At 71.9% G+C, this 25949-nt stretch carries 25 protein-coding genes; 15 read left to right on the top strand and 10 right to left on the bottom strand.

Features of this window, described 5'->3' with window-relative positions; translation table 11 throughout:
• Nucleotides 1-8: 8 nt before the first annotated feature.
• Nucleotides 9-1388, bottom strand: coding sequence for a glycoside hydrolase family 43 protein (locus tag IQ210_RS36160; RefSeq protein WP_194083458.1), 1380 nt, complete (start codon nucleotides 1386-1388; stop codon nucleotides 9-11).
• 237 nt (nucleotides 1389-1625) lie between these two features.
• On the opposite strand from IQ210_RS36160, the gene IQ210_RS36155 reads away from it, so the two are divergent.
• The 4 genes from IQ210_RS36155 (at nucleotide 1626) to IQ210_RS36140 (ending at nucleotide 5394) form a co-directional block, all read left to right on the top strand.
• Nucleotides 1626-3059: an amidase gene (locus IQ210_RS36155; RefSeq protein WP_322657517.1), complete on the top strand. Its 1434-nt coding sequence runs from the start codon at nucleotides 1626-1628 to the stop codon at nucleotides 3057-3059.
• A gap of 26 nt (nucleotides 3060-3085) precedes the next feature.
• The gene (locus IQ210_RS36150) at nucleotides 3086-3304 is read left to right on the top strand and encodes a hypothetical protein (RefSeq protein ID WP_228049104.1); all 219 of its coding nucleotides are present in this window, start codon (nucleotides 3086-3088) and stop codon (nucleotides 3302-3304) included.
• A 133-nt stretch (nucleotides 3305-3437) separates the two neighbouring features.
• On the top strand, nucleotides 3438-4910 hold the full coding sequence (locus IQ210_RS36145; protein ID WP_194083456.1) for a flotillin family protein: 1473 nt from the start codon (nucleotides 3438-3440) through the stop codon (nucleotides 4908-4910).
• A 37-nt stretch (nucleotides 4911-4947) separates the two neighbouring features.
• Nucleotides 4948-5394, top strand: a complete 447-nt coding sequence (locus IQ210_RS36140; protein ID WP_194083455.1) for a type II toxin-antitoxin system PemK/MazF family toxin — start codon at nucleotides 4948-4950, stop codon at nucleotides 5392-5394.
• Here the strand turns inward: IQ210_RS36140 and IQ210_RS36135 are convergent.
• Complete coding sequence (locus IQ210_RS36135; RefSeq protein WP_194083454.1) at nucleotides 5379-6194, bottom strand: TIGR02452 family protein; 816 nt, start codon at nucleotides 6192-6194, stop codon at nucleotides 5379-5381. The two genes, IQ210_RS36140 and IQ210_RS36135, sit on opposite strands and share 16 nt — an antisense overlap.
• A gap of 277 nt (nucleotides 6195-6471) precedes the next feature.
• On the opposite strand from IQ210_RS36135, the gene egtA reads away from it, so the two are divergent.
• From egtA to IQ210_RS36110, 5 genes are read left to right on the top strand one after another with little or no spacing between them, the layout of a single operon-like run.
• On the top strand, nucleotides 6472-7878 hold the full coding sequence (gene egtA / locus IQ210_RS36130; protein WP_194083453.1) for an ergothioneine biosynthesis glutamate--cysteine ligase EgtA: 1407 nt from the start codon (nucleotides 6472-6474) through the stop codon (nucleotides 7876-7878).
• Nucleotides 7875-9185, top strand: a complete 1311-nt coding sequence (gene egtB, locus IQ210_RS36125; RefSeq protein WP_194083452.1) for an ergothioneine biosynthesis protein EgtB — start codon at nucleotides 7875-7877, stop codon at nucleotides 9183-9185. Before egtA ends, egtB begins: the two co-directional genes overlap by 4 nt.
• Nucleotides 9185-9964 (top strand): ergothioneine biosynthesis protein EgtC, encoded by a 780-nt coding sequence (gene egtC, locus IQ210_RS36120; RefSeq protein ID WP_194083451.1) that lies wholly within the window; start codon nucleotides 9185-9187, stop codon nucleotides 9962-9964. The genes egtB and egtC overlap by 1 nt, the downstream gene beginning before the upstream one ends.
• Complete coding sequence (gene egtD, locus IQ210_RS36115) at nucleotides 9961-10923, top strand: L-histidine N(alpha)-methyltransferase (protein WP_194083450.1); 963 nt, start codon at nucleotides 9961-9963, stop codon at nucleotides 10921-10923. The genes egtC and egtD overlap by 4 nt, the downstream gene beginning before the upstream one ends.
• A 43-nt stretch (nucleotides 10924-10966) precedes the next feature.
• A complete protein-coding gene (locus IQ210_RS36110) occupies nucleotides 10967-11182 on the top strand; it encodes a dodecin (RefSeq protein WP_194083449.1) in 216 nt (71 codons plus the stop codon).
• Between the two features lie 33 nt (nucleotides 11183-11215).
• Here the strand turns inward: IQ210_RS36110 and IQ210_RS36105 are convergent, their stop codons facing one another.
• On the bottom strand, nucleotides 11216-11707 hold the full coding sequence (locus IQ210_RS36105) for a phosphatase domain-containing protein (protein ID WP_194083448.1): 492 nt from the start codon (nucleotides 11705-11707) through the stop codon (nucleotides 11216-11218).
• A 115-nt stretch (nucleotides 11708-11822) separates the two neighbouring features.
• On the opposite strand from IQ210_RS36105, the gene IQ210_RS36100 reads away from it, so the two are divergent.
• The 5 genes from IQ210_RS36100 (at nucleotide 11823) to IQ210_RS36080 (ending at nucleotide 17869) form a co-directional block, all read left to right on the top strand.
• On the top strand, nucleotides 11823-13028 hold the full coding sequence (locus IQ210_RS36100; RefSeq protein ID WP_194083447.1) for a right-handed parallel beta-helix repeat-containing protein: 1206 nt from the start codon (nucleotides 11823-11825) through the stop codon (nucleotides 13026-13028).
• A 96-nt stretch (nucleotides 13029-13124) separates the two neighbouring features.
• Nucleotides 13125-13295, top strand: coding sequence for a 50S ribosomal protein L32 (gene rpmF / locus IQ210_RS36095; RefSeq protein ID WP_097271518.1), 171 nt, complete (start codon nucleotides 13125-13127; stop codon nucleotides 13293-13295).
• Between the two features lie 7 nt (nucleotides 13296-13302).
• Nucleotides 13303-14469: a GTP-binding protein gene (locus IQ210_RS36090; RefSeq protein WP_194083446.1), complete on the top strand. Its 1167-nt coding sequence runs from the start codon at nucleotides 13303-13305 to the stop codon at nucleotides 14467-14469.
• A 50-nt stretch (nucleotides 14470-14519) separates the two neighbouring features.
• The gene (locus tag IQ210_RS36085) at nucleotides 14520-15527 is read left to right on the top strand and encodes an LLM class flavin-dependent oxidoreductase (RefSeq protein ID WP_194083445.1); all 1008 of its coding nucleotides are present in this window, start codon (nucleotides 14520-14522) and stop codon (nucleotides 15525-15527) included.
• An 11-nt stretch (nucleotides 15528-15538) separates the two neighbouring features.
• Nucleotides 15539-17869, top strand: coding sequence for an ATP-binding cassette domain-containing protein (locus IQ210_RS36080; RefSeq protein WP_194083444.1), 2331 nt, complete (start codon nucleotides 15539-15541; stop codon nucleotides 17867-17869).
• Nucleotides 17870-17957: 88 nt separating this feature from the next.
• Here the strand turns inward: IQ210_RS36080 and IQ210_RS36075 are convergent, their stop codons facing one another.
• The 7 genes from IQ210_RS36075 to IQ210_RS36045 form a co-directional block, all read right to left on the bottom strand.
• Complete coding sequence (locus IQ210_RS36075; RefSeq protein WP_194083443.1) at nucleotides 17958-18611, bottom strand: SDR family NAD(P)-dependent oxidoreductase; 654 nt, start codon at nucleotides 18609-18611, stop codon at nucleotides 17958-17960.
• Nucleotides 18612-18716: 105 nt separating this feature from the next.
• A complete protein-coding gene (locus IQ210_RS36070; protein ID WP_194083442.1) occupies nucleotides 18717-19526 on the bottom strand; it encodes a lysophospholipid acyltransferase family protein in 810 nt (269 codons plus the stop codon).
• Complete coding sequence (locus IQ210_RS36065) at nucleotides 19526-20293, bottom strand: GNAT family N-acetyltransferase (RefSeq protein ID WP_194083441.1); 768 nt, start codon at nucleotides 20291-20293, stop codon at nucleotides 19526-19528. Before IQ210_RS36065 ends, IQ210_RS36070 begins: the two co-directional genes overlap by 1 nt.
• A 156-nt stretch (nucleotides 20294-20449) precedes the next feature.
• Entirely contained in the window at nucleotides 20450-21475 is a 1026-nt protein-coding gene (locus IQ210_RS36060) for a hypothetical protein (RefSeq protein WP_194083440.1), read from the bottom strand.
• A 99-nt stretch (nucleotides 21476-21574) separates the two neighbouring features.
• Nucleotides 21575-22324, bottom strand: coding sequence for a succinate dehydrogenase/fumarate reductase iron-sulfur subunit (locus tag IQ210_RS36055; protein ID WP_194083439.1), 750 nt, complete (start codon nucleotides 22322-22324; stop codon nucleotides 21575-21577).
• Nucleotides 22321-24270 (bottom strand): fumarate reductase/succinate dehydrogenase flavoprotein subunit, encoded by a 1950-nt coding sequence (locus IQ210_RS36050; RefSeq protein WP_194083438.1) that lies wholly within the window; start codon nucleotides 24268-24270, stop codon nucleotides 22321-22323. Before IQ210_RS36050 ends, IQ210_RS36055 begins: the two co-directional genes overlap by 4 nt.
• A gap of 2 nt (nucleotides 24271-24272) precedes the next feature.
• Complete coding sequence (locus IQ210_RS36045) at nucleotides 24273-24944, bottom strand: succinate dehydrogenase (protein WP_194083437.1); 672 nt, start codon at nucleotides 24942-24944, stop codon at nucleotides 24273-24275.
• A 120-nt stretch (nucleotides 24945-25064) separates the two neighbouring features.
• On the opposite strand from IQ210_RS36045, the gene IQ210_RS36040 reads away from it, so the two are divergent.
• Nucleotides 25065-25949, top strand: coding sequence for a LysR family transcriptional regulator (locus IQ210_RS36040; protein ID WP_194083436.1), 885 nt, complete (start codon nucleotides 25065-25067; stop codon nucleotides 25947-25949).

The following is a 25949-nucleotide window of genomic DNA, read 5'->3' as shown; positions in this document are numbered from 1 at the left end:
GTCAGTCATCAGGCCCAGGCCGTCACCGGGGTGAACGAGCTGTCCTGACGGAACAGGGCCGTGCCGTCCGAACGCTCCACCCTCAGCTGGTAGTTGTAGTGCCTCAGGTAATAGCCGGGGTAGTTGTACGACTCGAAGCGGAGCGAGCCGGTCGCCGTGCCCGTCCGCGCGATGAACGTGGCGTCCTTGGCGAAGGTCGAGGTGCCGTCGTTGGCGTCGAAGCGGGCACGGAAGTCCCAGTGGCGCAGGTAGTTGCCGGAGGAGTCGCGGAAGGAGTAGCCGTTGGAGTCGGCGAGGCCCGCGACGACCGTGAAGGTGGACGCCGTCTTCTCGGCGGAGGTGCTGGAGCTGGTCACCACCGGCAGGTTGAGCAGCGAGGACTGGTTCTGCCAGTAGCGGGTGGTGTAGTTGGCCGACTGGAAGGAGCGCGTGACGTTCTTCGTCAGGGTCGGGCCGCCCGAGACGGTCTCCTTGATGACCGTGAAGTGCCGTGCCGTACCGGAGATCGCGGGCAGGGCCGTCGGCGCGGACCAGGTGGCGAAGGTGTCGTAGCTGTCGCTGTAGTAGTAGTTGCCGTCGCCGTAGCCGTCGAAGAACAGCCGCCAGGCGCCGTTGTCGAGCTGCACCAGCGCCGGGCCCTCGCGGTAGCTGCCCCAGCCGGCCCAGTCGCCGGTCTTCGAGATCGTGTAGGGGCCGTTCAGCGACGAGGCGGTGGCGTACTCGATGTACTTGGTCGTCTCGTTCTTCGTGAAGGCGTGGTAGGTCGAGCCGATCTTCACGATGAACGTGTCGATGTGGTTCGCGCCGATGCCGGACAGGGCCACAGGTGAACTCCACGCCGTGAGCGCCGAGTTGGTCGCCTTCAGCCGGTACGGCGTGAAGATCCACTCGTCGCTGGTGAGCGAGCAGGACACGATGACGTTGACACTGCCGTCGCTGTCGACGAACCACTCCGGCGCCCACGCCCGGGACAGGTTGGTGATCGGGACCGTGTAGTCGTACAGGAAGGTCCAGTTGACCCGGTCGGAGCTGCGGGCGAAGCCGATCGTGGTGCTGACGTCCTGCCAGGTGTGCGTGGTGTAGGTGATGTAGTAGTAGCCGTCGGTGTGCTTGAAGACGCTGGCGTCGCGGATCCTGTTGCTCGGCGGCGTGTAGGCCGACGCCTGGACGAGCCGGAAGTCGGTGGCGTCGTCGGACTGGTAGACGTTCACCGTGCCGTCGTTGCTGTTGAGGAACGGCACGATCGTGTAGCGGGTCGCGGAGCCGCTCGGCGGGGCCGCGGCGAAGGCCGCGCCGGGCAGTTCGCCCAGCAGGACGACCGAGGCGGGCAGCGCCGCCATGGCGCGCAGCAGGGTACGGCGTGACGGCATGGGGGGTCGTGTGGTCACGGGCGGCTCTCTCTCGGACAGGACGCGGCTCAACGTCCGGAATACCGAACAAGGTTCGGAAAGTCGATCAGAAGGTAGGGGTGAGACCCCGGCGCGTCAATGGTTTGCGCATGACCTGGCGAGCACTGTGAGGCCGCTGTGCCGGGTGCCGAACGGCCGTCCCCGTCAGGGGCGTTCCGGCGAAGCGCTTTCCGACGTTACCGTTCGGTAGGCAACGTCCCGGAAGACGCCTCGGAGGTGTCCCGTATGACGCACGACCGTTCCGCCGGCCTGGTGGAGACCGCACGCGCGCTGGCCGACGGCACCGTCACGGCACGGGCCCTCGTCGAGCGGACCCTCGCCCGGATCGAGGCCGGGCAGGGCTCGCTGAACGCCTTCCGGATCGTCCGGGCGGAGGCCGCGCTCGCCGAGGCCGACGCGGCGGACAAGGAACTCGCGGCCGGGGTGCGCAAGCCGCTGCTCGGGGTGCCGGTGGCCGTGAAGGACGACATGGACGTGGCGGGCGAGCCCACCGCGTTCGGCTGCCAGGGCGAGTTCCCGCCGGTCGCCGAGGACGGGGAGGCCGTACGACGGTTGCGGGCCGCGGGGGCCATCGTCATCGGCAAGACCAACACCTGCGAGTTCGGGCAGTGGCCCTTCACCGAGGGGCCCGCCTTCGGGGCCACCCGCAACCCGTGGAACGCGGACCACACGCCCGGCGGATCGTCGGGCGGATCGGCCGCCGCCGTCGCCGCCGGGCTCGTGCCCGCCGCACTCGGCTCGGACGGCGCCGGGTCGGTGCGCATCCCGGCGTCCTGGACCCACCTCATCGGCATCAAGCCGCAGCGCGGCCGCATCTCCACCTGGCCGCGCGGCGAGTCCTTCCAGGGCATCACCGTCAACGGCACCCTGGCCCGTACGGTCGCCGACGCCGCCCTCCTGCTCGACGCGGCGAGCGGCAACCATGCCCTCGACCCGCACCGCCCGCCGTCCGTCGACGCCTCCGGGGCCGCCCGCCGCGACCCCGGACGCCTCCGTATCGCCCTCGCCCTGAAGCCCCCGTTCACCGCCCTGCCCGCCCGCCTCGATCCTCAGGTACGGGCGAAGGTCGTCCAACTCGCCGAGCGGCTGGCCGCGTTCGGCCACACGGTCGAGGAGGCCGATCCGCCGTACGGGCAGATCGGGCTCACCTTCATCCCGCGCGCGACGGTCGGCCTCGCCGAGCGCGTCGGCGAGGCGCCCTTCCCCGCACTCCTCGACCGGCGCACCCGCGACGCCGCCCGGCTCGGCCGGCTCCTCGGCGGGGCACCGCTGCGGGCGGCACGGCGTGCGGAGGCGGTCCTGCACCGCCGTATCGGCGCGTTCTTCACGTCGTACGACGTCGTGCTCGCCCCCACCACGGCCGCTCCCCCGCCCCGCATCGGCTCGATGCTCCCGCTCGGCGGCTTCGCCACCGACCGCGCCATGATCGCGGCCTGCCCCTATGCCTGGCCGTGGAACGTGCTGGGCTGGCCCGGCGTCAACGTCCCGGCGGGGTTCGTGGACGGCGGGCTGCCGGTGGGGGCGCAGTTGCTCGGGCCGGCCAACAGCGAGCCGCTGCTGATCTCGCTCGCGGCGCAGTTGGAGGCGGAGCTGCGCTGGCACGAGGCGTGGCCGCCGCTGCGGCTCGACGCCGACTCGTCCGCCGCGTAACAGGGTTGGGCCCGTACCCTGTGACCATGGACGATGCGTCGATGGTCGGGCTCATGGGGCGGGTCACCGGAACAGTCGGGCCGGGGCTCGTCGGCGAGGTGATCGTCCGCGTGCGCGGCGGCGCCGAGCACTTCCTCGCCTACCCGGCCACCGGCACCGACCGCATCGAGCGGGGCACGGTCGTCATGGTGGTGGAGTACCAGCCGCCGAGAACGGTCTACGTGCAGGCCGCGTACGACAGTTGAGCAAGCCTTGTCGCAGGTGAGAGCCGTTTGCGTCAAGGTTGCGACAAGAGTGCGTAAGGGTCTGTACCCCGGCTGCGGCGAGGCGCACACTCCCTTCGTTCGGTGCCGAAAGGGCACCATGCAAAGGGGGCGAATGCCGATGGTCATCGGCGTCGTTGCGGGGATCGCGGTAGGTGCTGTCCTCGTTCTGATCGGTGTGTTCAAGATGATGTGGCGGGTGGCCGAGCCCAACGAGGCGCTCATCATCTCGGGTTCCAAGCACAAGACCGAAGGCCTCGAAGAGGGCATGGGATTCCGGATCGTCACGGGGCGCGGCACGCTGGTGCTGCCCGGCGTGCAGGCGGTGCGCAAGCTGTCCCTCGACCTCAACGAGACCGAGCTGCACGTGGACTGCGTGACCCACCAGGGCATTCCGCTGAAGGTGCGGGGCGTCGTCATCTTCAAGGTGGGCGACGACTTCGTGTCGATCGCCAACGCGGGGCGCCGCTTCCTCGACCAGCAGAAGCTGATGTCGGAGCGGGTGCACAACGTCTTCGCCGGTCATCTGCGGTCCATCGTCGGCGGGTTGACGGTCGAGGACATGATCCGCGACCGGGAGAAGCTGACCGGGCAGACGCGGGCCGCGTGCGGCACGGAGATGGAGAAGCTGGGGCTGATCGTGGACTCGCTGCAGATCCACGAGATCGAGGACCCGACCGGGTACATCCAGAACCTCGCGATGCCGCACGCCGCGGCCGTCCAGCGGGACGCGCGCATCGCGCAGGCCGAGGCGAACCGGCTGGCCACCGAGGCCGAGCAGCAGTCGTTCGCGCGGATGGCGGAGGCCACCCGGGACAGCGAGATCCTCCAGGCCGGCTACCAGGCGGAGCGCGACAAGGCCGCCGCCAAGGCCCAGCAGGCGGGACCGCTCGCGGACGCCGCGGCCCGGCAGGAGGTCGTCGTGCAGATGACCCGGGTCGCCGAACTGGAGGCGCAGCGCACCGAGCAGCAGCTCCAGGCGGACGTGCGCAAACCCGCGGACGCGAAGGCGTACGAGAAGCGCACGCTGGCCGAGGCCGAGCGCGACGCCCGTATCTCGGCGGCCCAAGCCAAGGCGAAGGAGACCGAGTTGGCCGCCGCGGCGGAGGCGACGCGGGTGAAGACGGCCGCGGGCGCCGAGGCCGAGGCGACCAAGGCGCGCGGTACGGCGACGGCTGCCGCGACCCGCGCCACCGGTGAGGCCGAGGCCGCCGCGGCCCAGGCCAAGGGCCTCGCGCAGGCCGAGGCGACGAAGGCCAAGGGTCTGGCGGAGGCGGAGGCCATCAAGGCGCGGGCCGCCGCCCTCGCCGAGAACCAGGAGGCCGTGGTCGCCCAGCAACTCGCCGAGAACTGGCCGGAGATCGTGCAGGCGGGCGCGTCCGCGTTCGGGAACGTCGACAACATGGTGGTGCTCAACGGCGCCGACGGCATGGCGGACATGTTCGCCAAGGCGCTCACCATGGGCGGCACGGGACTTGGCCTGGCCCGCCAGCTGCTCGCGTCCATGAACCAGAACGGTCAGCCACCGGCCGGGACTTCGGCCCTGAACGGGGTCGCGCCCCAGAAGGTGCCGGTCCAGGAGGACTGACGCAACGGTTCACGGGGGCACCCTCTAAGGTGCCCCCGTGACTGCGTTTACCGATGAGAACGTCCCCGGCCGCTTCGGCGCCACCGCCACCACCGAGGCCGACCCCCGCGAGGTCGGCCGGGTGCGCACCGAGTACTCGCCCGCGCACGACGGCGACCCGGACCCCGGGGAGATCGTGTGGACCTGGGTGCCCTTCGAGGAGAACGACGGGCGCGGCAAGGACCGGCCCGTGCTGGTGGTGGCCAGGGAGGCGGCCGGGACCTTCCTCGCCGTGCAGTTGTCCAGCAAGCGGCACGACGGCGACCGCGAGTGGGTGGCGATCGGCAGCGGGCCCTGGGACAAGTCGGGCCGTGACTCCTGGGTGGACGTCGACCGCATCCTGCGGCTGCACGAGGACGGCATGCGCCGGGAGGCGTGCGCGCTGGACCGCGGCCGGTTCAACCTGGTCAGGAAGCGGCTGCACGAGCGCTACGGCTGGACCTGAAACACCTTCTCGAACGCGCCCCGCACCACGCTCCCGGATGTGCGGTCCAGGACCCCGAAGACGACGTGCTCGAACGCCGTGCCGAACCGCCCTCCGGGGGCCAGCAGCGCCTGGAAGGCACCGGCCACCTGCACCGGGTCGTTCTGGAACACCCCGCACCCCCACGCCCCGAGCACCAGCCGCCGGTACCCCTCGGCCGCCGCCACCTCCAGCACCCGCTCGGCGCGGACGGCCAGGGCCCGCGGCAGCTCGCCGGTCCGCTCCGGCGCCGTACGACGTACGACACCGGCGTTGGGCGCGGCGGCCGTCAGGAAGCCGCAGAGGTACGGCTCGTCCAGGAGTCGGCCGCGGTCGTCGCGGAAGACGGGGACGGCCGGTGAGTGGATGACACGGTCCGTGTAGAACGGGTCGCGGTGGGCCCGGTGGTGGTCGTAGAAGTCCCGGGTCTCCCGCACGCACGCGTACAGCGCGGAGGCCCGGCACAGGGCCTCCTCCTGGGCCTGGGCGCCGTTGAGGTAGCCGCCGCCGGGGTTGCGGGCCGAGGCGAAGTTCAGGACGGCCGGGTCGCCGCCGAGCCGGCGCGCGGCCTCCAGGCTGCTCTCGCCGGTGACCTCGACGAACAGCTCCGCCGGCGTCCAGGACGGCACGGCCACCGGCTCCGGCCCGTACATCCGCGTCCCCGCCCGGGCGGCCTCGACCTCCGCCGCGATGGACACCTCGCGCCCGTCCGAGGCGCGATAAGAACCCGCCTCGACGATCTGCTCCGTCTGCTGTGCGATCCCACGCAGGCGCGCGCTCATGGCGCCACCCCCGTGGGCGCCTCGATCGCGCGCCGTGCGCGCTCCCCCGTCGTGCTCATGCACGCATCGTGGGCGATGCTGGTCGTACGGTGCAACGGAGTTTCCCGGCCTCGAGAACACCCAGGAAACACGCAGGAAACGGAGATCGTCGGCCCCGAATGCGGGGATGTGCACCCTTGTGCGATTCGCCGCGAGGGTTTTGGGTGGGACGAGCGATGCCGGTCCGGCCAACATCATCCGGGCCGGTGGCATGGTGGAATCTCAGGAGGATCCCGACATGTCCGATTCGGTTACCGACTGTAGCGACTGTACGGAGCCCCGCACCGCTCTGTCCGCCGCCGAGGTGGAGGCCCTGGTCAGGGGCATCTGCTTCAAGACCGGACCGCCCCGCACCGTCGGGGTCGAGGTGGAATGGCTCGTCCACGAGCTGCGCACACCGCAGCTCCCCGTCACATCCCAACGACTCGAAGCGGCCTACGCCGCCCTGCGGGCCGTGCCCCTGAGCTCGGCGCTCACCGTCGAGCCCGGCGGCCAGCTGGAGCTCAGCTCGCCACCCGCCGCCTCCCTGATGGAGTGCATCGGCACCGTCTCCGCCGACCTCGACGCCGTACGCACGGTGCTCGCCGGGCATGATCTCGGCCTCGTCGGCCTCGGTCACGATCCCTGGCACTCGCCCCGCCGGTATCTCCACGAACCCCGCTACGACGCCATGGAGGCGTGCCTGGACCGCACCGGTCCGGCCGGCCGCGCCATGATGTGCACCTCCGCGTCCGTGCAGGTCTGCCTGGACGCCGGCCACGAGGAGCCGGGCCCGCTCGGGCACGGGCGGCGCTGGTGGCTCGCGCACCAGCTGGGCGCGGTCCTGGTCGCCGCGTTCGCCAACTCCCCGCTGGTCGGCCGCGAACCCACCGGCTGGATCTCCACCCGGCAGCTGCTGTGGATGGAGATCGGCGCGGGTCGCGCGGGCGCGCCCCCACTGGAGGGCGACCCGCGTGCCGCCTGGGCGCGGCATGTGCTCGACGCCCCGGTGATGTGCATACGGCAGGACGGCGGGGCCTGGGACGTCCCGGACGGCATGACCTTCCGGGAGTGGACCCGCACCGGCGTCCCGAGGCCGCCGACCCGCGAGGACCTCGACTACCACCTCACCACCCTGTTCCCGCCGGTCCGACCGCGCGGCCACATCGAGCTGCGCATGATGGACGCCCAGCCCGGCGAGGACGGCTGGATCGTGCCGCTGGCGGTGACGACGGCGCTGTTCGACGACCCGGAGGCGGCCGAGACGGCCTACCGCGCGGTGAAGCCGCTGGCTGAGCGTTCGCTGGGGCTGCCCGCCCCGCACAACCCGCTGTGGCTGGACGCGGCGCGCACCGGCCTCGCCGATCCGGAGCTGCACGAGGTGGCCGTGGAGTGCTTCACGGCCGCCCTCGACGCCCTGCCGAGGCTCGGCGCGACCGACGAGGTCCAGGGCGCCGTCGCCGCGTATCTGGAGCGCTACGTCCGCCAGGGCCGCTGCCCCGCCGACGACCTGCTGGACCGCCTGCACGGCAGGAACCTCGGCGACGACCTGCTGGACCAGCTGCACGGCAAGGAGCCCGCCGACGATCCACTGGCCCAGCCGCACGGCAAAGACCTCGCCGACGATCCACAGACCCGGCCGCACGGGAAGGACCTCCGCACATGACCGACGACGCCGAGACGCTCCGCGTACGGGCGCTGACCACCCTCACCACGGCCCGCGACCGCACCACGCTGCTGACCAGCTGCGTCGACGACCCCGACCTCACCGCCCAGCACTCGCCGCTGATGTCCCCGCTGGTGTGGGACCTCGCCCACATCGGCAACCAGGAGGAGCTGTGGCTGCTGCGGGGGGTCGCGGGCCGGGAGGCGATGCGCCCGGAGATCGACGGCCTGTACGACGCCTTCGAGCACCCGCGCGCGGAACGGCCCAAGCTGCCGCTGCTGCCGCCCGTCGAGGCCCGGCAGTACGCGGCAGAGGTCCGCGGCAGGGTCCTGGACCTGCTGGAGTCGACCGCCTTCCACGGCACCCGGCTCACCGAGGCCGGTTTCGCCTTCGGGATGATCGCCCAGCACGAACAGCAGCACGACGAGACGATGCTGATCACCCATCAGCTCCGCAAGGGCCCCCAGGCCCTCACCGCGCCCGACCCGGACCCGGCCCCGCTGTACACCGGGCCGGCCGAAGTCCTCGTCCCCGGCGGCCCGTTCACGATGGGCACCTCCGACGAGCCCTGGGCGCTGGACAACGAACGCCCGGCGCACCGGCGCGAGGTGGCCCCGTTCTGGATCGACACGGCCCCGGTCACGAACGAGGCGTACCAGGAGTTCATCGAGGACGGCGGCTACTGGGTCGACCGCTGGTGGACACCGGCCGGCTGGGCGCACATCCGGGAGCACTCGATCGACGCCCCGCTGTTCTGGCGCCGGGACGGCGACCAGTGGCTGCGGCGGCGGTTCGGCGTCACCGAGGTGGTGCCGCCCAACGAGCCGGTGGTGCACGTGAGTTGGTACGAGGCCGACGCGTACGCCCGCTGGGCCGGGCGCCGACTGCCCACGGAGGCCGAGTGGGAGAAGGCCGCCCGGCACGACCCGACCACGGACCGCTCGATGCGCTACCCGTGGGGCGACGCCGACCCGGCGCCGGAGCACGCCAACCTCGGTCAGCGGCATCTGCGCCCGGCCCCGGCGGGCAGCTACCCGGAGGGCGAATCACCGCTGGGCGTACGCCAGTTGATCGGCGACGTGTGGGAGTGGACGGCGAGCGACTTCCTGCCGTACCCCGGGTTCCAGGCGTTCCCGTACAAGGAGTACTCGGAGGTCTTCTTCGGCCCCGAGTACAAGGTGCTGCGCGGCGGTTCGTTCGCCGTGGACCCGGTGGCCTGCCGGGGCACGTTCCGCAACTGGGACTACCCGATCCGGCGGCAGATCTTCTCCGGCTTCCGCACCGCCCGGTCCGCGGAGGGCGTCTGATGTGCCGTCACCTGGCCTACCTGGGGCCCGAGGAGCCGCTCGGCAGACTCCTGGTGACGCCGCCGCACGGCCTGTACCGGCAGTCGTGGGCGCCGCGGCGCCAGCGGTACGGCACCGTCAACGCCGATGGTTTCGGGGTCGGTTGGTACGCGCCGGACGACCCCGTGCCGGCCCGCTACCGCAGGGCGGGCCCGATCTGGGCGGACCAGTCCTTCGCCGACCTCGCGAGAGTCGTCCGCACCACGGCCCTCCTCGCCGCCGTCCGGGACGCGACCCTGTCCGGCGCCGACGCCGAGGCCGCGGCGGCGCCCTTCGCGAGCGGGCCGTGGCTGTTCAGCCACAACGGCGCCGTCAAGGGCTGGCCCCGCTCCCTGGCACCGTTGACGGAGACCCTTCCGGCAGCGGATCTGCTGGCGATGGAGGCCCGCAACGACTCGGCGTTCGTGTGGGCGCTGGTCCTCGCCCGGCTCCGGGCGGGCGACGAGGAGGGGCAGGCGCTGGCCGACACGGTCCTGGAGGTCGCCGAGGCGGCCCCCGGGTCCCGGCTGAACCTGCTGCTCACCAACGGCGAGTCCATCGCCGCGACCGCCTGGGGCGACACGCTCTGGTATCTGGCGAGCCCCGGCCGCAGCACGGTCGTCGCCTCCGAGCCCTACGACGACGATCCGCACTGGCAGGAGGTCCCCGACCGCACCCTGCTCGCGGCCAGCGGCACGGACGTGCTGCTCACGCCGCTCAAGGAGCCCTCCACGGAACCACCGAAGGAGCCCCGCACGTGAGCCCGTTCCACCTGACCCGCACCCTGCCCGAGGACGCCACCGAGGCCGCCCTGCGCGCCGACGTCCTGCACGGCCTGACGCACACCCCGAAGACGCTCCCGCCGAAGTGGTTCTACGACGCCCATGGCAGCGAACTCTTCGATCGGATCACCGAGTTGGAGGAGTACTACCCCACCCGCGCCGAACGCGAGATCCTCGTCGCCCGGGCCGGCGAGATCGCCGCGGCGACCGGGGCCCGGACCCTGGTCGAACTGGGCTCCGGCTCCTCGGAGAAGACGCGGTACGTCATCGACGCGCTCACGGACCTGCACACGTACGTGCCGGTCGACGTCAGCGAGAGCGCGCTCACCCAGGCCGGTCACGCGCTCATCGCCGAGCGGCCGGCGCTGAGCGTGCACGCGCTGATCGCCGACTTCACCGCCGAACTGGCGCTGCCCGAGACACCGGGTCCCCGGCTGGTCGCCTTCCTCGGCGGCACGATCGGCAACCTGCTGCCGGCCGAGCGGGCGGTGTTCCTGGCCTCGGTGCGCGCCCTGCTCTCCCCCGGCGACGCCCTGCTGCTCGGCACGGACCTCGTCAAGGACGAGAAGGTGCTGGTCAGGGCGTACGACGACGCGGCGGGCGTGACGGCCGCGTTCAACAAGAACGTCCTGACCGTCGTCGACCGCGAGCTGGGCGCCGACTTCGATCCCGGCGCCTTCGACCATGTGGCGCTGTGGGACGCGGAGAACGAGTGGATCGAGATGCGGCTGCGCTCCCGTACCGCACAGACGGTGAAGATCCCGGCGCTGGACCTCGCCGTGGACTTCGCGGCGGGCGAGGAGCTGCACACGGAGATCTCGGCGAAGTTCCGGAAGGACGGCGTGCGGGCCGAACTATCCGCCGCGGGCCTTGAGTTGTCCCACTGGTGGACGGACGAGGAGGGCCGCTTCGCGCTGTCGCTGAGCCGGGTGCGGTGACGGACGGCTCGCGCCCGGCCGTCGCCTGGGGCACGGTGGTTCCATGACGAATCACACCTATCGGGTGACCGAGATCGTCGGCACCTCGCCCGACGGCGTCGACCAGGCGATCCGCAACGGCATCAGCCGTGCCTCGCAGACCCTCCGACAGCTGGACTGGTTCGAGGTGACGCAGGTACGGGGTCAGATCGAGAACGGTCAGGTGGCGCACTGGCAGGTGGGCCTGAAGGTCGGCTTCCGCCTGGAGGACTCGGACTGACCGTCCGCCCTGGGACAGGCCCTGGGACAGCGCTCAGGTCCGCCCCTCCCGCTCCTGCGCGTTCTCCAGCGCGGCGGAAGGGGCGGCCCAGCGCGCCCGTACCACCGTGAAACCGGCCTGTTCGGCGTCCGCGCAGACCAGTTCGTCGTCGTCGACCAGCACCCGGACGTCCCGGGTGCGGTCGAGGCGGCGGAGGATCTCCAGCTTGGTGCGCCGGGCGGGCCTGCGGTCGTTGTCCCGCCGCATGTGGACGCGCCCCTCGGGCAGACCCTGCGCGGCGAGCCAGTCCAGCGTGTCCTGGCGGCAGCGCTCGGGCCGGCCGGTGAGATAGACGACCTCGCACTCCGCCGCGTGCTCCAGGACCAGCGCGATGCCCTGCGGAAGGGGCGGGTCGGCGGGCGCGGCGGCGAAGAAGCCGTCCCAGTCGCGCGGCTTCCGCTCCAGGAAGTGCTGCCGGTGGGCGGTGTCCGCGAGGGTGTTGTCGAGGTCGAACACGGCCACGGGGCGCTTGCTGCTGTCGGTCACACGGCCCACCCTAGGTCGCGTCTTTCGCATCGGCCCGACCAGGACCCGGCAACCTTCCGGCGCCGTGCGCCGACTGCTCTGCGACAGGGCAGGCAGGCGGAGGCGGGAGGGTTCCATGCGGAACGCGTCGATCTGGACGGCGGCGGTCGTGGGCGCGATGGCGGCGACGGCACTGGGGCCGGCGGGCGAGGCGTCCGCCGCGCCGAGAACGCTGGTGGTGGCCACGAACGGGAACGACTCCGCCGCGGGCACGCTCGCGCAGCCGCTGCGGACCATCCAGAAGGCGGTGGACCTGGCCGCACCCGGTGACGTCATCGCCGTGCGCGGCGGCACCTACGCCCTCACCGACAACATCACGATCACCCACTCGGGCACCGCGTTCCAGCCCATCACCCTGGGCGCCTACCAGGGCGAGCGCGTGGTCGTCGACGGCGAGCAGCTGCCCGCGAGCCACACGCCGGTCGGGGGCAGCATTCCGCGGGCCGAGCGCGGGGCGGTCCACCAGGAGGCGTCGTACTGGCGGATCTCGGACCTGGAGATCGTCAACGGCCCGTACGGGATCTACTGCGACGGCTGCAACGGCAACGTCTTCGCCCGGCTGAAGACCCACGACAACTACGAGTCCGGCTTCCAGCTCCAGGGCGCCTCCGGCAACAACCAGATCCTGGACCTGGACAGTTACGGCAACCGCGATCCGCGCAAGAACGGCGAGAGCGCGGACGGGCTGGCCGTCAAGGAGGGCAGCGGCACGGGCAACGTGGTGCGCGGCGCCCGGCTGTGGAACAACGTCGACGACGGCTTCGACGCCTGGAAGTTCGGCTCGCCGATCACCATCGAGAACACGGTCGCGTACGGCAACGGCTTCAACCGCTGGAACTTCCCGGACTTCGCTGGCGACGGCAACGGCTTCAAGCTCGGCGGCGGCAGCCCGGCCCCGGCGGTCGGCCACACCGTGCAGAACAGCGTCGCCTTCAAGAACGCGGCCCACGGTTTCACCGACAACGGCAACCCGGGGACCCTGGCACTGTCCCGCAACTCGACGTGGGCCAACGCCGGCACCGGTTTCGACGCCGACGCCTCGGGCGGGAAGGCCACGCTCACGGCGAACCTGGCGGTCGCCGACGCCCGGGCGGCGGCGGTCGGCTCGGGAACGTCGGCCAGCGGCAACTCCTGGAACCTGGGCGGTAGTTGGAACGCCGCGGCGGTCCTGAGCACGGACCCGGCGCCGCTCACGGGCGCGCGGGCCGCCGACGGTTCGCTCCCGCAGGCGCCGTCGTTCCTGGTGCCGCGGAGCGGGGCGAGCATCGGAGCCCGCTTCTGACACGACCCCGGGACCTCCGGGACCCTTAATTGTTAATGGAACCCATTTTCATGTAGCGTCCTCGGTGCTCGCCGCCCCACCGAGGAGGTCCCTGTCATGGCTGTCCCCAAGCGGAAGATGTCCCGCAGCAACACCCGCCACCGCCGCGCGCAGTGGAAGGCGGCCACGCCGTCGCTGGTACCCGTCACGATCGACGGCGTACGTCACCTCGTACCGCAGAACCTGGTCAAGGCGTACGAGCGCGGCCTGCTGCGCCCCGAGGGCTGAGCACCTGATGTCTGCGCACGACCGTCTGCCGGTCACCGTCCTGTCCGGCTTCCTCGGGGCGGGCAAGACCACGCTGCTCAACCATGTGCTGGCGAACCGCGAGGGCCTGCGGGTCGCCGTGATCGTCAACGACATGAGCGAGGTCAACATCGACGCCGCGCTGGTGCGGGGCGGCGAGGCCGCGCTGTCGCGCACCGAGGAACGCCTGGTCGAGATGACCAACGGCTGTATCTGCTGCACGCTGCGCGACGACCTGCTGGAGGAGGTCGACCGGCTGGCCCGGGAGGGCCGGTTCGACCACCTGCTCATCGAGTCGTCGGGTATCTCCGAACCCATGCCCGTCGCGGCCACCTTCGCCTTCGCCCGCGACGACGGGGCGACGCTCGGGGAGGTGGCCCGCCTCGACACCATGGTCACGGTCGTGGACGCGGCCAACTTCCTGCCCGAGCTGGCCGGCGGCGACGAGCTCGCCGAGCGCGGGCTCGCCCCGTTCGAGGACGACGAGCGCACGGTCAGCGATCTGCTCGTCGACCAGGTCGAGTTCGCGGACGTCATCGTGCTCAACAAGCTCGACCTCGTCGACGCGGACGCCGCGGCCCGGCTGCGGGCGGCACTGCGCCGCCTCAACCCCGTCGCCCGGATCGTCGACGCCCGCCACGCCCGTGTCGACCTCGAACAGGTCCTGGGCACCGGCCTGTTCGACCTGGACCGCGCGCAACAGGCGCCCGGCTGGGTCCAGGAGCTCAACGGCGAACACGTCCCCGAGACCGAGGAGTACGGCGTCTCCTCCACGGTCTTCCGCTCCGAACTCCCCTTCCACCCCGACCGGTTGTGGACGTTCGTCACCCAGCACCTGGACAGCGGCGCGTACGGCCGCGTCCTGCGCTCCAAGGGTTTCTTCACCCTGGCCAGCCGCCCGCACGTCACGGGCCTGTGGTCACAGGCCGGTTCGGTAGCCCGCTTCGAGCCGTCGGCGGCACGCGACGAGGACGCGCCGTGGGCCCAGGAGCTGGTCTTCATCGGCACGGGGTTGGACCAGGCGAAGCTGCACAGGGCGCTCGCGACCTGCCTCATGACACCGGACGACAGCACGCCGTCCCCGGACCCCTTCCCGGCGTGGGACACGTACGGGATCGACGACGCCTGCGAGCACGAGCACACCCTGACCGCCTGAAACCGCTCGACAGGCCGCCTGACGGAATACCGGCGCCCCTGTCCGGTGTCATGACCTACGTGAGCCTCAGCCAGCAGACCGTCCGGTTCTCCGTCCTCGACCGTTCCCGCACCCGCGAGGGGCACTCGAACGCCGAGGCCCTGCGCGACACCGTGCGGTTCGCGCAGGAGGTGGAGGCGCTCGGTTATCACCGGTTCTGGGTGTCGGAGCACCACGGCGTGCCCGGTGTCGCCGGTTCCGCGCCCACGGTCCTGGCGGCGGCCGTGGCGGCCGCGACGCGGCGTATCCGGGTCGGCACGGGCGGTGTGATGCTGCCGAACCACCGGCCCCTGGTCGTGGCCGAACAGTTCGGCGTGCTGGAGTCCCTCTTCCCCGGCCGTGTCGACATGGGCCTGGGGCGCTCGGTCGGCTTCACGGACGGTGTCCGCAAGGCGCTGGGCCGGGACAAGGACGACGCCGACGACTTCGCCGCCCAGCTCGACGAACTGCTCGGCTGGTTCACCGGCACCTCCCCGACCGGGGTCCACGCCCGCCCCGCGGAGGGCCTGACCGTCCCGCCCTTCGTCCTCGCGATGGGCGAGGGCGCCGCCATCGCCGCCCGGGCGGGCCTGCCGATGGTCATCGGCGACCTCAGGAACCGCGAGCAGATGCGCCGCGGCATCGACCACTACCGCACCCACTTCCGCCCCTCCCCCTGGGCGAGCGAGCCGTACGTCGTCATCTCCGGCACGATCGCCGTGGCCGCGACCCCCGAGGACGCCCGCCGCCTCCTCGTCCCCGAGGCCTGGTCGATGGCCCACTCCCGCACCCACGGCACCTTCCCGCCCCTCCCCCCGGCCGACCGCGTGGAGCCCCTCCCCCTGCCCCCCAAGGAACGCGCCTTCTACGACTCCGGCCTCACCGGCCACATCGCCGGCACCGAGGACCAGGTCGCCCACGAGCTGGAGACGGTGCTCAAGGAGACGGGCGCCCAGGAGGTCCTGGTCACGACGAGCACGTACGACCGCGACGCCCTACTGGACTCCTACCGACGACTGGCCTCGATCGTCTCCGACTAGAGTTCCCCCTCATGCACACCCCACATGACCCGTATGTCCGTGTCCGCGGTGCCCGGGAGCACAACCTCCAGAACGTGGACGTCGACATCCCCCGGGACGTGCTCGTCGTGTTCACCGGGGTGTCCGGGTCCGGGAAGTCATCGTTGGCGTTCGGGACCGTGTACGCGGAGGCGCAGCGACGGTACTTCGAGTCGGTGGCGCCGTATGCGCGGCGGCTGATTCATCAGGTCGGGGCGCCGAAGGTCGGGGAGATCACCGGGCTGCCGCCGGCCGTGTCGTTGCAGCAGCGGCGGGCCGCGCCGACGTCGCGGTCGTCGGTCGGGACCGTCACCAATCTCTCCAACTCGCTGCGGATGTTGTTCTCGCGGGCCGGTGACTATCCGGCGGGGGCCGAGCGGCTCGATTCCGACGCGTTCTCGCCGAACACGGCCACCGGGGCCTGCCCGGAGTGTCACGGGCTGGGGCGAGTGCACCGGACCAGTGAGGAGTTGCTCGTACCCGACCCTTCCCTGTCCGTCCGTGACGGGGCGATCGCCGCCTGGCCCGGGGCCTGGCAGGGCAAGAATCTGCGCGACATCCTCGACGCGCTCGGCTACGACGTGGACCGGCCGTGGCGTGAACTCCCCGCCGAGCAGCGGGAGTGGATCCTGTTCACGGACGAGCAGCCGGTCGTCACCGTGCACCCGGTGCGGGACGCCGACCGCATCCAACGGCCGTACCAGGGCACGTACATGAGCGCGCACCGGTACGTCATGAAGACCTTCTCGGACTCCAAGAGCGCGACCCTGCGGGCGAAGGCGGAGCGGTTCCTGAGCAGTGCGCCCTGTCCGGCGTGCGGGGGCAGCCGGCTGCGTCCGGAGGCCCTGGCGGTGACGTTCGCGGGGCGGACCATCGCCGAGCTGGCCGCCCTGCCGTTGACCGACCTGGCCGGGCATCTCGTCGCGGACGGCGAGACCGCCCGTGTCCTCACCGACGACCTGCGGTCCCGTATCGCGCCCGTCCTCGAACTCGGCCTCGGCTACCTGAGCCTCGACCGGGCGACCCCCACCCTCTCCGCGGGCGAACTCCAACGCCTGCGCCTGGCCACCCAGTTGCGCTCCGGCCTCTTCGGTGTGGTGTACGTCCTCGACGAGCCGTCCGCCGGACTCCACCCGGCCGACACGGAGGCGCTGCTCACCGTTCTGGAGCGGCTGAAGGCGGCGGGCAACTCGGTGTTCGTGGTGGAGCACCATCTCGACGTAGTCCGGGGCGCGGACTGGCTCGTGGACGTGGGGCCGCTTGCCGGTGAGCACGGCGGCCGGGTGCTGCACAGCGGCCCGGTGGCGGAGCTGGCCTCGGTCGAGGAGTCGGCCACCGCCCGGTATCTCTTCGACCGCTCGCCCGTTCCGGTGCGTGAAGTGCGTACACCCAGTGGGCAGTTGAAGGTCGGCCCCGTCTCCCGGCACAACCTGCGTGCCGTGACCGCCGAGTTCCCGCTCGGCGTGCTCACCGCCGTGACCGGCGTCTCGGGCTCGGGCAAGTCCACGCTCATCGGCGAGATCACGGAGGACCTCGCGGGCGTGGGCCGGCTCGTCTCGGTCGACCAGCGGCCCATCGGACGCACCCCGCGTTCCAACCTCGCCACCTACACCGGCCTCTTCGACGTCGTCCGCAAGGAGTTCGCGGCGACGAAGGAGGCCCGTCGGCGCGGCTTCGGTGTGGGGCGGTTCTCCTTCAACGTCAGCGGCGGACGCTGCGAGACCTGTCAGGGCGAGGGGTTCGTCAGCGTCGAGCTGCTGTTCCTGCCGAGCACCTACGCCCCGTGCCCGGACTGCGGCGGCGCCCGCTACAACCCCGAGACCCTCGAAGTGACGTACCGGGGACGGAACATCGCGCAGGTGCTCGACCTCACGGTGGAGTCCGCGGCGGAGTTCTTCGCGGACACCCCGGCGGTGGCGCGCAGCCTGCGCACGCTGCTCGACGTGAGCCTCGGCTATCTGCGCCTCGGCCAGCCCGCCACCGAACTCTCCGGCGGCGAGGCCCAGCGCATCAAGCTCGCGAGCGAACTCCAGCGCGGCCGCCGCGGCCACACCCTCTACCTCCTCGACGAGCCCACCACCGGCCTCCACCCCGCCGACGTCGACGTCCTGATGCGCCAGCTGCACGGCCTCGTCGACACCGGGCACACCGTCATCGTCGTCGAGCACGACATGTCGGTCGTCGCGGGCGCGGACTGGGTGATCGACCTGGGCCCGGGCGGCGGCGACAAGGGCGGGCGGATCGTCGCGGCCGGACCGCCGGCCGCGGTGGCACGCGCGGAGGGCAGCTCGACGGCTGCCTATCTGGCACGCGCCTTGGGCTGAACTCCGGCACGCGCCTCAAGCTGAACTCCGGCACGCGCGTTGGGCTGAACTCCGGCACGCGCCTTGGGCTGAACTCCCCTCGCAGGCCTCACTGTTCCGGCAGGACCGTATACCCCTGGCCTCCGGCGTCGTGCAGCTGCCAGAGGCGGTCGGCCACCCGCTCCGGTTCGACCCGGCCGACCACCACGAGGTGGGCGACCCGCAGCGGGGTGTCGGCGAGGGCCCTGGACAGCAGCGCGGTGTACGTCCGCAGAGCGGCCCCGGCGACCGCGCTCGCCGCACGGTCGGGATGCGGGTCCTCCACGGTGCCGTGGGAGACGAACAGCAGGGTGCCGCGCCCGGCCGTCCGCATGGCGGGCAGCACGGCCCGTACGGCGGCCGCGGCACCGACGACGTTCAACGCCAGCGTCCGCTCCAGCTCGGCCGCGCCGGTCTCCAGCACCGGCTCACTCAGGGCTGCGTCCGGCGGCGGGCCGAAGCACAACACCTCTGCGGGGCCCTGCCGTTCGGCGAGCACCGCCAGGGCCCGAGCCAGCTCGACGGGGTCGCTCGCGTCGGCCGGGTACGACTCCGTCGCGACGCCCTCCCCGGTCAGGTCCAGGGTCAGCGCGGCGAGCCGGGCGGGGTCGCGGGCGATGAGACCCACAGGGTGCCCGGCGCGGGCGAAGCGCCGGGCCACCGCGGCGCCGACCTCGGGCCGGCTGCCGACGACATGGACCGGTCCGGGGCGCGCGCATCTCATGTCCACTCCCTCGACGGCGAGTTCACCTGCCAGGTCCACCCGCACAGGCGTGCTGCCGAGGAAGAGTCTCAGGCCGGTTCGCCGGTGTCGACCGGTCGGCGATGCCTACGCCACCAACGCCGAGTGGATCCACCCCGGTTGGACCGTCGTGCCCGGCTGCGCGGCCCGGGCGAGCGAGCGCCGGTCGGGATGGACGCCGTACGGAATGGCCTCCCGGATCTCCACCTCCGCCACCAGTCCCCGCGCCGACACCACCCGCCACAGCGAGGCGAGCAGACTGTCCTCGCCGACGAACGCGGGCGCGGTACTGGCCGTACCGCCGTCCAAGCGGTAGCGCAGGTGCACCGGTTGGACGGGGACCCGCGCGTCGAGGGCGGCCTGGAAGGCGGCCCGGCGGAAGGTGCCCTGGGCGCGTCCGCACCAGGTGCTGCCCTCGGGGAAGACCCCGACCGCCTGGCCGGCGCGCAGCGCGGCCGCGATGCGGTCGACCGTGTCCGGGAGGGCGCGCAGCCGGTCCCGGTCGATGAACAGGACCCCGCCCCGGGCGGCGAGCGCGCCCGCCACCGGCCAGCGCCGGATCTCGGCCTTGGCGACCATCCGCGCCGGACGCACGGCGCCGAGCAGCGGGATGTCCAGCCAGGAGATGTGGTTGGCGACCAGCAGGGTGCCGCCCGTGGGCGCGGCGGTGCCGGTGACACGGACCCGGACCCCGGCGGCCCGTACGATCCACCGGCACCACCGCCTGACCACCTCGGCGGGGACCCGCCCGCCGAGCGGCAGCAGCGCGACCCCGGCGAGCACGAGGGCCGCGACCGCCGCCAGCCGCAGCACGGCACGCGGTACGGCCGTGGCGGACCCCGTCGGCTCCACGCACGTCCCCGGGGTGCAGGGCGCGCTCGGCAGCCAGACGCTCATCAGGCCGGTACGAGGGAGAGGAAGTGCCGCAGATAGCGCGGGTTGACCCGGCGCATCGACAGCAGCACGTACAGGTCGGCGACCCCGAAGTCCGGGTCGTGGGCGGGCTCCCCGCAGACCCAGGCGCCGAGCCGGAGGTAGCCGCGCAGCAGGGCGGGCAGCTCGCCGCGCCCGGCGGCGGGCTCGCCCGGGGCCCAGGGCAGCAGCGGGCGTACCCGGTACTCCTCCGGCGCCAGGTGCTTGGCCCGCACCCGGTCCCAGGTCGCGGAGGCCAGCGCGCCGCCGTCGGCGAGCGGGATGGAGCAGCAGCCGGCCAGCCACTCGTGGCCGCGGTCGATCATGTAGCGGGCGATGCCGGCCCAGATGAGCCCGATGACGGCGCCGTCCCGGTGGTCGGGGTGCACGCAGGAACGGCCGACCTCGACCAGGCCGGGGCGCAGCGCGTCGAGCGGGGCGATGTCGAACTCGCCCTCGGAGTACAGGCGTCCGGCGATCGCGGCCCGCTCGGGCGGCAGCAGCCGGTAGGTGCCGACGACCTGGCCGGTGAGGGTGTCGGTGACGAGCAGGTGGTCGCAGTAGGCGTCGAAGGCGTCGACGTCGTGCCCCGGCTGGGGGCTCGCGAGCAGGGCGCCCATCTCGCCGGCGAACACGTCGTGCCGCAGCCGCTGGGCGGCGCGCACGTCGGCCTCGTCGCGGGCGAGGGAGACGGTGTAGCGGGTGGGGGCGGCGGGGAGGGGCGGGGAGTCCAGAGCGGATACGGCGGTCATGGCTCACTCCAGGTCACGGGCCGGTCGGCCTGAGGGGGAAGAACAGGCCGGCGGGTACGGCCTGCGCGTACCTGTTCTTCCGATGCCGTCTGGCCGGTACATGACCGGGGGCGGGAGCCGGGATGTGGGGTTGTTGAACGCCGTGGTCCGTGACCGTCACGTGGCCGGGACGCAACCTCCCAGCCAGTAGCGCGTCTCCGCCTCGTCGAGGACGCACTCCAGGACGAGGTCTCCGGTCATGCCGGGGAAGAACCGGCCCGACGGCCAGCTGCGCTCGTAGGCCGGCGGGTCGAGGACGAGCAGGCGTACGCCGTCGACGACGGGGATGTCGGCGGGCGTGCCCTCGTTCCACACCCATTCCCCGCCGGGCGTCATGAGGTTGAAGGAGCCCACGGTGTGCACCTGGCCGGGCGCGTCCCGGCACACGGCGACCTCCTGCGGAGACGGGGCCCGGCCGGGCACGTGACCGCCGCCGACGAGGAGGTCCGCGAGGAGGGTGTGCAGCTGGAAGTTGTCGCCGATGCCGCCCATGCGCATCCGGTAGCCGGTGCCGGACGGGCGGTGCAGGACGACGAGCGGTTCGTCGTCGAGGACGAGCAGCGCGTACTTGAGGCACTTGAACTGGTGCCCGGTCGTCTCCTCGACCGCCGTGACCGCCCGCACGAGCCGGGCGCGCAGCGACTTGTCGAGCGCGGTGCGCACGCCGGGGTCGTTGAGCAGGGCGAGGCAGGCCATCTCGAACTGGGGCAACGACAGCCAGGCCAGGGCCGCTTCGGGGCCGACCCGCTCGAAGAGGGCCGGGTGGGCGTCGCTGTCGTCCGGGTGGGGGTGGTCGCCGCCGCCGGTCTCCTGCCAGCGGTCGCAGAACTCCCCGATCTCGGCGAGGGTTTCGGCCAGTTCCACGAAGACGTACGGTGCGCACGGCCGCGGGTCCGCGCCGCGCTCCACGCACGCGCCGACGATCACCGCCACGACGCCGCGCGGGCCGGGCGGCACCTCGGGCAGCAGCGCGGCGAGCCGCGGGGCGGCCTGCGCGGTCTCCTGCGGGCCGGCCTCGCCGAGGCTGCGGTGCAGCTCCTGGAACGCGCGCTCGGCCCCATCCGGGTCCTGTCCGCGCACCGCGGTCTCGAATCCGGTGACGGCGTCGAGGAACCGCTCCCCCGTCTGTGTTCCGAAGATCATGCGCACAGGCTATCGAGGCCGGGAGTGCGAGACGGGGCCGGGGAGCACCACTCCCGGCCCCGCCCGTCCGCACCCTGTCGGCGAACGTCCTTGTACGGCCTACCTCTTGGCGACCTTGCGGGTGGCCCGCAGCCACTCCTTGTTCATGCTGGTGATGGAGACGAGCGGGATGCCCTTCGGGCAGGCGGTCGCGCACTCGCCGGTGAGGGTGCAGCCGCCGAAGCCCTCCTCGTCCATCTGCGCCACCATGTCCAGCACCCGCGTCTCCCGCTCGGGCGCACCCTGCGGCAGCACGTTCAGGTGGTTGACCTTGGCCGAGGTGAACAGCATCGCCGCCCCGTTGGGACACGCGGCCACACACGCACCGCAGCCGATGCACTCGGCGTGCTCGAAGGCGAAGTCGGCGTCCGGCTTGGGCACCGGCGTCGCATGCGCCTCCGGCGCGGCACCCGTCGGCGCAGTGATGTAGCCGCCGGCCTGGATGATCCGGTCGAAGGCCGACCGGTCCACGACCAGGTCCTTGATCACGGGGAACGCCGAGGCCCGCCACGGCTCGATGTCGATCGTGTCGCCGTCCTTGAAGGACCGCATGTGCAGCTGACAGGTGGTGGTGCGCTCGGGTCCGTGGGCGTCGCCGTTGATGACGAGGGAGCACGCGCCGCAGATGCCCTCGCGGCAGTCGTGGTCGAAGGCCACGGGGTCCTCACCGCGCAGGATGAGCTCCTCGTTGAGCGTGTCGAGCATCTCCAGGAAGGACATGTCGGAGGAGATGCCGTCCACCTCGTACGTGGACATGGCGCCTTCGGCGTCGGCGTTCTTCTGCCGCCAGACGCGCAGGGTGAGCTTCATGCGTAGCTCCGCTGGGTGGGGTGGACGTACTCGAAGACCAGGTCTTCCTTGTGCAGAACGGGAGATGAGCCCGTGCTCGTGAACTCCCAGGCGGCCGCGTAGGCGAACTCCTCGTCCCGGCGGGCCGCTTCGCCGTCCGGGGTCTGTGACTCCTCGCGGAAGTGGCCGCCGCAGGACTCCGCGCGGTGCAGTGCATCGAGGCACATGAGCTCGGCGAGCTCCAGGTAGTCGACGACGCGGTTGGCCTTCTCCAGCGACTGGTTGAACTCCTCGCCGGTGCCGGGGACCTTGATGCGCCGCCAGAACTCCTCACGGATCTGCGGGATGCGCTCCAGGGCCTTACGCAGTCCGGCCTCGGTGCGGGCCATGCCGCAGAACTCCCACATCAGTTCGCCGACTTCGCGGTGGAAGGAGTCGGGGGTGCGGTCGCCGTCGACGGAGAGGAGCAGGTTGAGCCGGTCCTCGGTCTCCGCCAACACCTCCTGGACAGCGGGGTGTTCGGCGCTCACCTCGCCCTGGTTCGGGTTGCGGGCGAGGTAGTCGTTGATGGTCGCCGGGAGCACGAAGTAGCCGTCGGCGAGACCCTGCATCAGCGCCGAGGCACCGAGCCGGTTCGCCCCGTGATCGGAGAAGTTGGCCTCGCCGATCGCGAAGAGTCCCGGGACGGTGGTCTGGAGGTCGTAGTCGACCCACAGCCCGCCCATCGTGTAGTGCACGGCGGGATAGATCCGCATCGGGACCTGGTACGGGTCCTCGTCGGTGATCCGCGCGTACATGTCGAAGAGGTTGCCGTACTTGGCCTCGACGGCCTTGCGGCCCATGCGCTTGATGGCGTCGGCGAAGTCCAGGTAGACGCCCTGCCCGCCGGGTCCGACCCCGCGCCCCTCGTCGCAGACGTTCTTCGCGGCGCGGGAGGCGATGTCACGGGGGACGAGGTTGCCGAAGGACGGGTAGATGCGCTCCAGGTAGTAGTCGCGCTCGTCCTCGGGGATCTTGTTCGGCGGCCGGTCGTCGCCTTTGGCCTTCGGCACCCAGATCCGGCCGTCGTTGCGCAGCGACTCGCTCATCAGCGTCAGCTTGGACTGGTGGTCGCCGGTGCGCGGGATGCAGGTGGGGTGGATCTGCGTGAAGCAGGGGTTGGCGAAGTAGGCGCCGCGCCGGTGGGCCCGCCAGACGGCGGTGGCGTTGGAGTTCATGGCGTTCGTCGACAGGTAGAAGACGTTGCCGTAGCCGCCGCTCGCCAGGACGACGGCGTCCGCGAAGTAGGTGGAGATCTTCCCGGTGATGAGGTCCCGCGCCACGATCCCGCGCGCCCGCCCGTCGACGACGATCAGGTCGAGCATTTCGGTGCGCGGGTGCATCTCGATGTTCCCGGCGGCGATCTGCCGACTGAGGGCCTGGTAGGCGCCGAGCAGCAGCTGCTGACCCGTCTGGCCACGGGCGTAGAAGGTCCGCGAGACCTGCACACCTCCGAACGAACGGGTGTCGAGCAGCCCGCCGTACTCCCGGGCGAACGGCACGCCCTGCGCGACGCACTGGTCGATGATCTCGACGGAGATCTGCGCGAGCCGGTGCACGTTGGACTCGCGGGCCCGGAAGTCGCCGCCCTTGACGGTGTCGTAGAACAGCCGGTGGATGGAGTCGCCGTCGTTGCGGTAGTTCTTCGCCGCGTTGATGCCTCCTTGCGCGGCGATGGAGTGGGCGCGGCGCGGGGAGTCCTGGTAGCAGAACTGGACGACGTGGTACCCCTGTTCGGCGAGCGTGGCACCCGCCGAACCACCCGCCAGCCCCGTCCCCACCACAATCACGGTGTGCTTGCGCCGGTTGGCGGGGTTGACCAGCTTGGCCTCGAAACGGCGCTTGTCCCAGCGCTCGTTGACGGGCCCGGAAGGCGCCTTGGTGTCGACGACCGGTTCGCCGGTCGCGTACTCCGCGTAAGAGGTCATGTTCAGCTCACCACTCCGGTCATGACGCCCACGGGTACGGCGATGAAGCCGGCCGTGAGCAGCAGTGCGAGGACGTTGGCCGTGGCCTTCAGGGCGCGGTCGCGGGTGCGGCTGCCGGCGCCGAGGGTCTGGGCGGCGCTCCAGAAGCCGTGCCGGATGTGCAGGCCGAGGGCGAGCATCGCGACGATGTAGATGACGTTGCCGTACCAGGTGGAGAAGGTGTCCACGACGTTCTGGTAGGGGTGGCCCTCCTGGAAGCCGCCCGAGTGCACGGTGCCGGTCGTCAGGTCGAGGAGGTGCCAGACGATGAAGAGGCCGAGGATGATGCCGCCCCAGCGCATGGTGCGGGTCGCGTAGCTGGCCCGCGGCCTGCTGTGAACGTACTTGGTGGGGCGCGCCCTGATGTCGCGGCGGCTGAGCTGGTAGGCGGAGACGGCGTGCGCGACGACCGCGACGACGAGGACGACGCGGATGACCCACAGCGTCCACTCGTAGTGCATGAAGGGCTCGCCGAGGGTGCGGAGCCAGTGCGCGTAGTGGTTGAACTCGCCGGCCCCGAAGAAGATCTTCAGGTTCCCGATCATGTGGACGACCAGGTACGACAGCATGATCAGACCGCTGACGGCCATCACCGTCTTCTTGCCGACGGAGCTGTCCCACACGGTGCGTGCCATGGACGGCCGTCGGTCCGTCCGCGTTGCCAGTGCCATGTTCATGAACGCTAGGGCCGTTCGGCCCCATCGGTCCAAGACATGGTCCGGCTTGATTCGATAGGCAGCGGCTATCGTACGACCATGCAGTTCACGCAGCTCCAGTACTTCGTGGCGGTCGCCGAGACCAGGCACTTCACCCGGGCCGCGGACCTGGTCCACGTCGCCCAGCCGTCCCTGTCCCAGCAGATCAAGGCGCTGGAGCGGGAGCTGGGCGCGGACCTGTTCCTGCGGGCCCGGGGCAACATCACCCTCACCGACGCGGGCGAGGCCCTGCTCCCGCTGGCCCGCCGCATCCTGGCCGACGCGGACACCGCCCGGTACGAGGTGCAGGAACTGGTCCAGCTGCGCAGCGGCCGGGTCCGCCTGGGCGCGACCCCGAGCCTGTGCACCGGCCTCCTCCCGGACGTGCTGCGCGCCTTCCACGACCGCTATCCCGGCATCCACCTCCTCATCGAGGAGGGCGGCTCCCACGACCTGGTCCGCGAACTGGCCCGCGGCGCCCTGGACCTCGCCCTGGTCGTCCTCCCGCTCCCGACCCCGTCCCCCGCGCTGACGACGGTGGAACTGCTGCGGGAGGACCTGGTGGTGGTCTCGTCACCGGAGGCTCCCAAGCCGGGCGACGGCCGCCGCACCGTACGCATCGCCGACCTGGAGGGCGAACGCCTGGTGATGTTCCGGCACGGCTACGACCTGCGCGAACTGACGGTCGCCGCCTGCCGCGCCGAGGGCTTCGAGCCGGACTTCGCGGTGGAGGGCGGGGAGATGGACGCGGTGCTGGGGTTCGTACGGGCGGGGCTGGGGGTGGCCGTCGTACCGCGCATGGTGGCGGCACGGTCGGGTCGGGGCCTCCGGGTCACCCCGCTGGCCCGCCCCGGCCTGCACCGCACGATCGCCCTGGCCCACCGCAGCGACGTGGCCCCGCCGAGAGCCGCGCGGGAGCTCCAGCGGATGCTGCTCGAAAGGTGA

This window comes from Streptomyces justiciae (assembly GCF_015163075.1).
In the GTDB taxonomy this organism is placed as follows: domain Bacteria; phylum Actinomycetota; class Actinomycetes; order Streptomycetales; family Streptomycetaceae; genus Streptomyces; species Streptomyces justiciae.
Note: the sequence above shows the minus strand (reverse complement) of the source record. Positions and strands in the feature narration are given on the sequence as shown.

What these genes read in the sequence shown, in the direction of transcription:
- IQ210_RS36150 (WP_228049104.1), top strand. Translation starts at nt 3,086, where the DNA reads ATGGACGATGCGTCGATGGTCGGGCTCATGGGGCGGGTCACCGGAACA.
- IQ210_RS36145 (WP_194083456.1), top strand. Translation starts at nt 3,438, where the DNA reads ATGCCGATGGTCATCGGCGTCGTTGCGGGGATCGCGGTAGGTGCTGTC.
- IQ210_RS36135 (WP_194083454.1), bottom strand. Translation starts at nt 6,194, where the DNA reads ATGAGCGCGCGCCTGCGTGGGATCGCACAGCAGACGGAGCAGATCGTC.
- egtA (WP_194083453.1), top strand. Translation starts at nt 6,472, where the DNA reads ATGTCCGATTCGGTTACCGACTGTAGCGACTGTACGGAGCCCCGCACC.
- egtB (WP_194083452.1), top strand. Translation starts at nt 7,875, where the DNA reads ATGACCGACGACGCCGAGACGCTCCGCGTACGGGCGCTGACCACCCTC.
- egtC (WP_194083451.1), top strand. Translation starts at nt 9,185, where the DNA reads ATGTGCCGTCACCTGGCCTACCTGGGGCCCGAGGAGCCGCTCGGCAGA.
- IQ210_RS36110 (WP_194083449.1), top strand. Translation starts at nt 10,967, where the DNA reads ATGACGAATCACACCTATCGGGTGACCGAGATCGTCGGCACCTCGCCC.
- IQ210_RS36100 (WP_194083447.1), top strand. Translation starts at nt 11,823, where the DNA reads ATGCGGAACGCGTCGATCTGGACGGCGGCGGTCGTGGGCGCGATGGCG.
- rpmF (WP_097271518.1), top strand. Translation starts at nt 13,125, where the DNA reads ATGGCTGTCCCCAAGCGGAAGATGTCCCGCAGCAACACCCGCCACCGC.
- IQ210_RS36090 (WP_194083446.1), top strand. Translation starts at nt 13,303, where the DNA reads ATGTCTGCGCACGACCGTCTGCCGGTCACCGTCCTGTCCGGCTTCCTC.
- IQ210_RS36085 (WP_194083445.1), top strand. Translation starts at nt 14,520, where the DNA reads ATGACCTACGTGAGCCTCAGCCAGCAGACCGTCCGGTTCTCCGTCCTC.
- IQ210_RS36080 (WP_194083444.1), top strand. Translation starts at nt 15,539, where the DNA reads ATGCACACCCCACATGACCCGTATGTCCGTGTCCGCGGTGCCCGGGAG.
- IQ210_RS36075 (WP_194083443.1), bottom strand. Translation starts at nt 18,611, where the DNA reads ATGAGATGCGCGCGCCCCGGACCGGTCCATGTCGTCGGCAGCCGGCCC.
- IQ210_RS36070 (WP_194083442.1), bottom strand. Translation starts at nt 19,526, where the DNA reads ATGAGCGTCTGGCTGCCGAGCGCGCCCTGCACCCCGGGGACGTGCGTG.
- IQ210_RS36065 (WP_194083441.1), bottom strand. Translation starts at nt 20,293, where the DNA reads ATGACCGCCGTATCCGCTCTGGACTCCCCGCCCCTCCCCGCCGCCCCC.
- IQ210_RS36060 (WP_194083440.1), bottom strand. Translation starts at nt 21,475, where the DNA reads ATGATCTTCGGAACACAGACGGGGGAGCGGTTCCTCGACGCCGTCACC.
- IQ210_RS36055 (WP_194083439.1), bottom strand. Translation starts at nt 22,324, where the DNA reads ATGAAGCTCACCCTGCGCGTCTGGCGGCAGAAGAACGCCGACGCCGAA.
- IQ210_RS36050 (WP_194083438.1), bottom strand. Translation starts at nt 24,270, where the DNA reads ATGACCTCTTACGCGGAGTACGCGACCGGCGAACCGGTCGTCGACACC.
- IQ210_RS36045 (WP_194083437.1), bottom strand. Translation starts at nt 24,944, where the DNA reads ATGGCACGCACCGTGTGGGACAGCTCCGTCGGCAAGAAGACGGTGATG.
- IQ210_RS36040 (WP_194083436.1), top strand. Translation starts at nt 25,065, where the DNA reads ATGCAGTTCACGCAGCTCCAGTACTTCGTGGCGGTCGCCGAGACCAGG.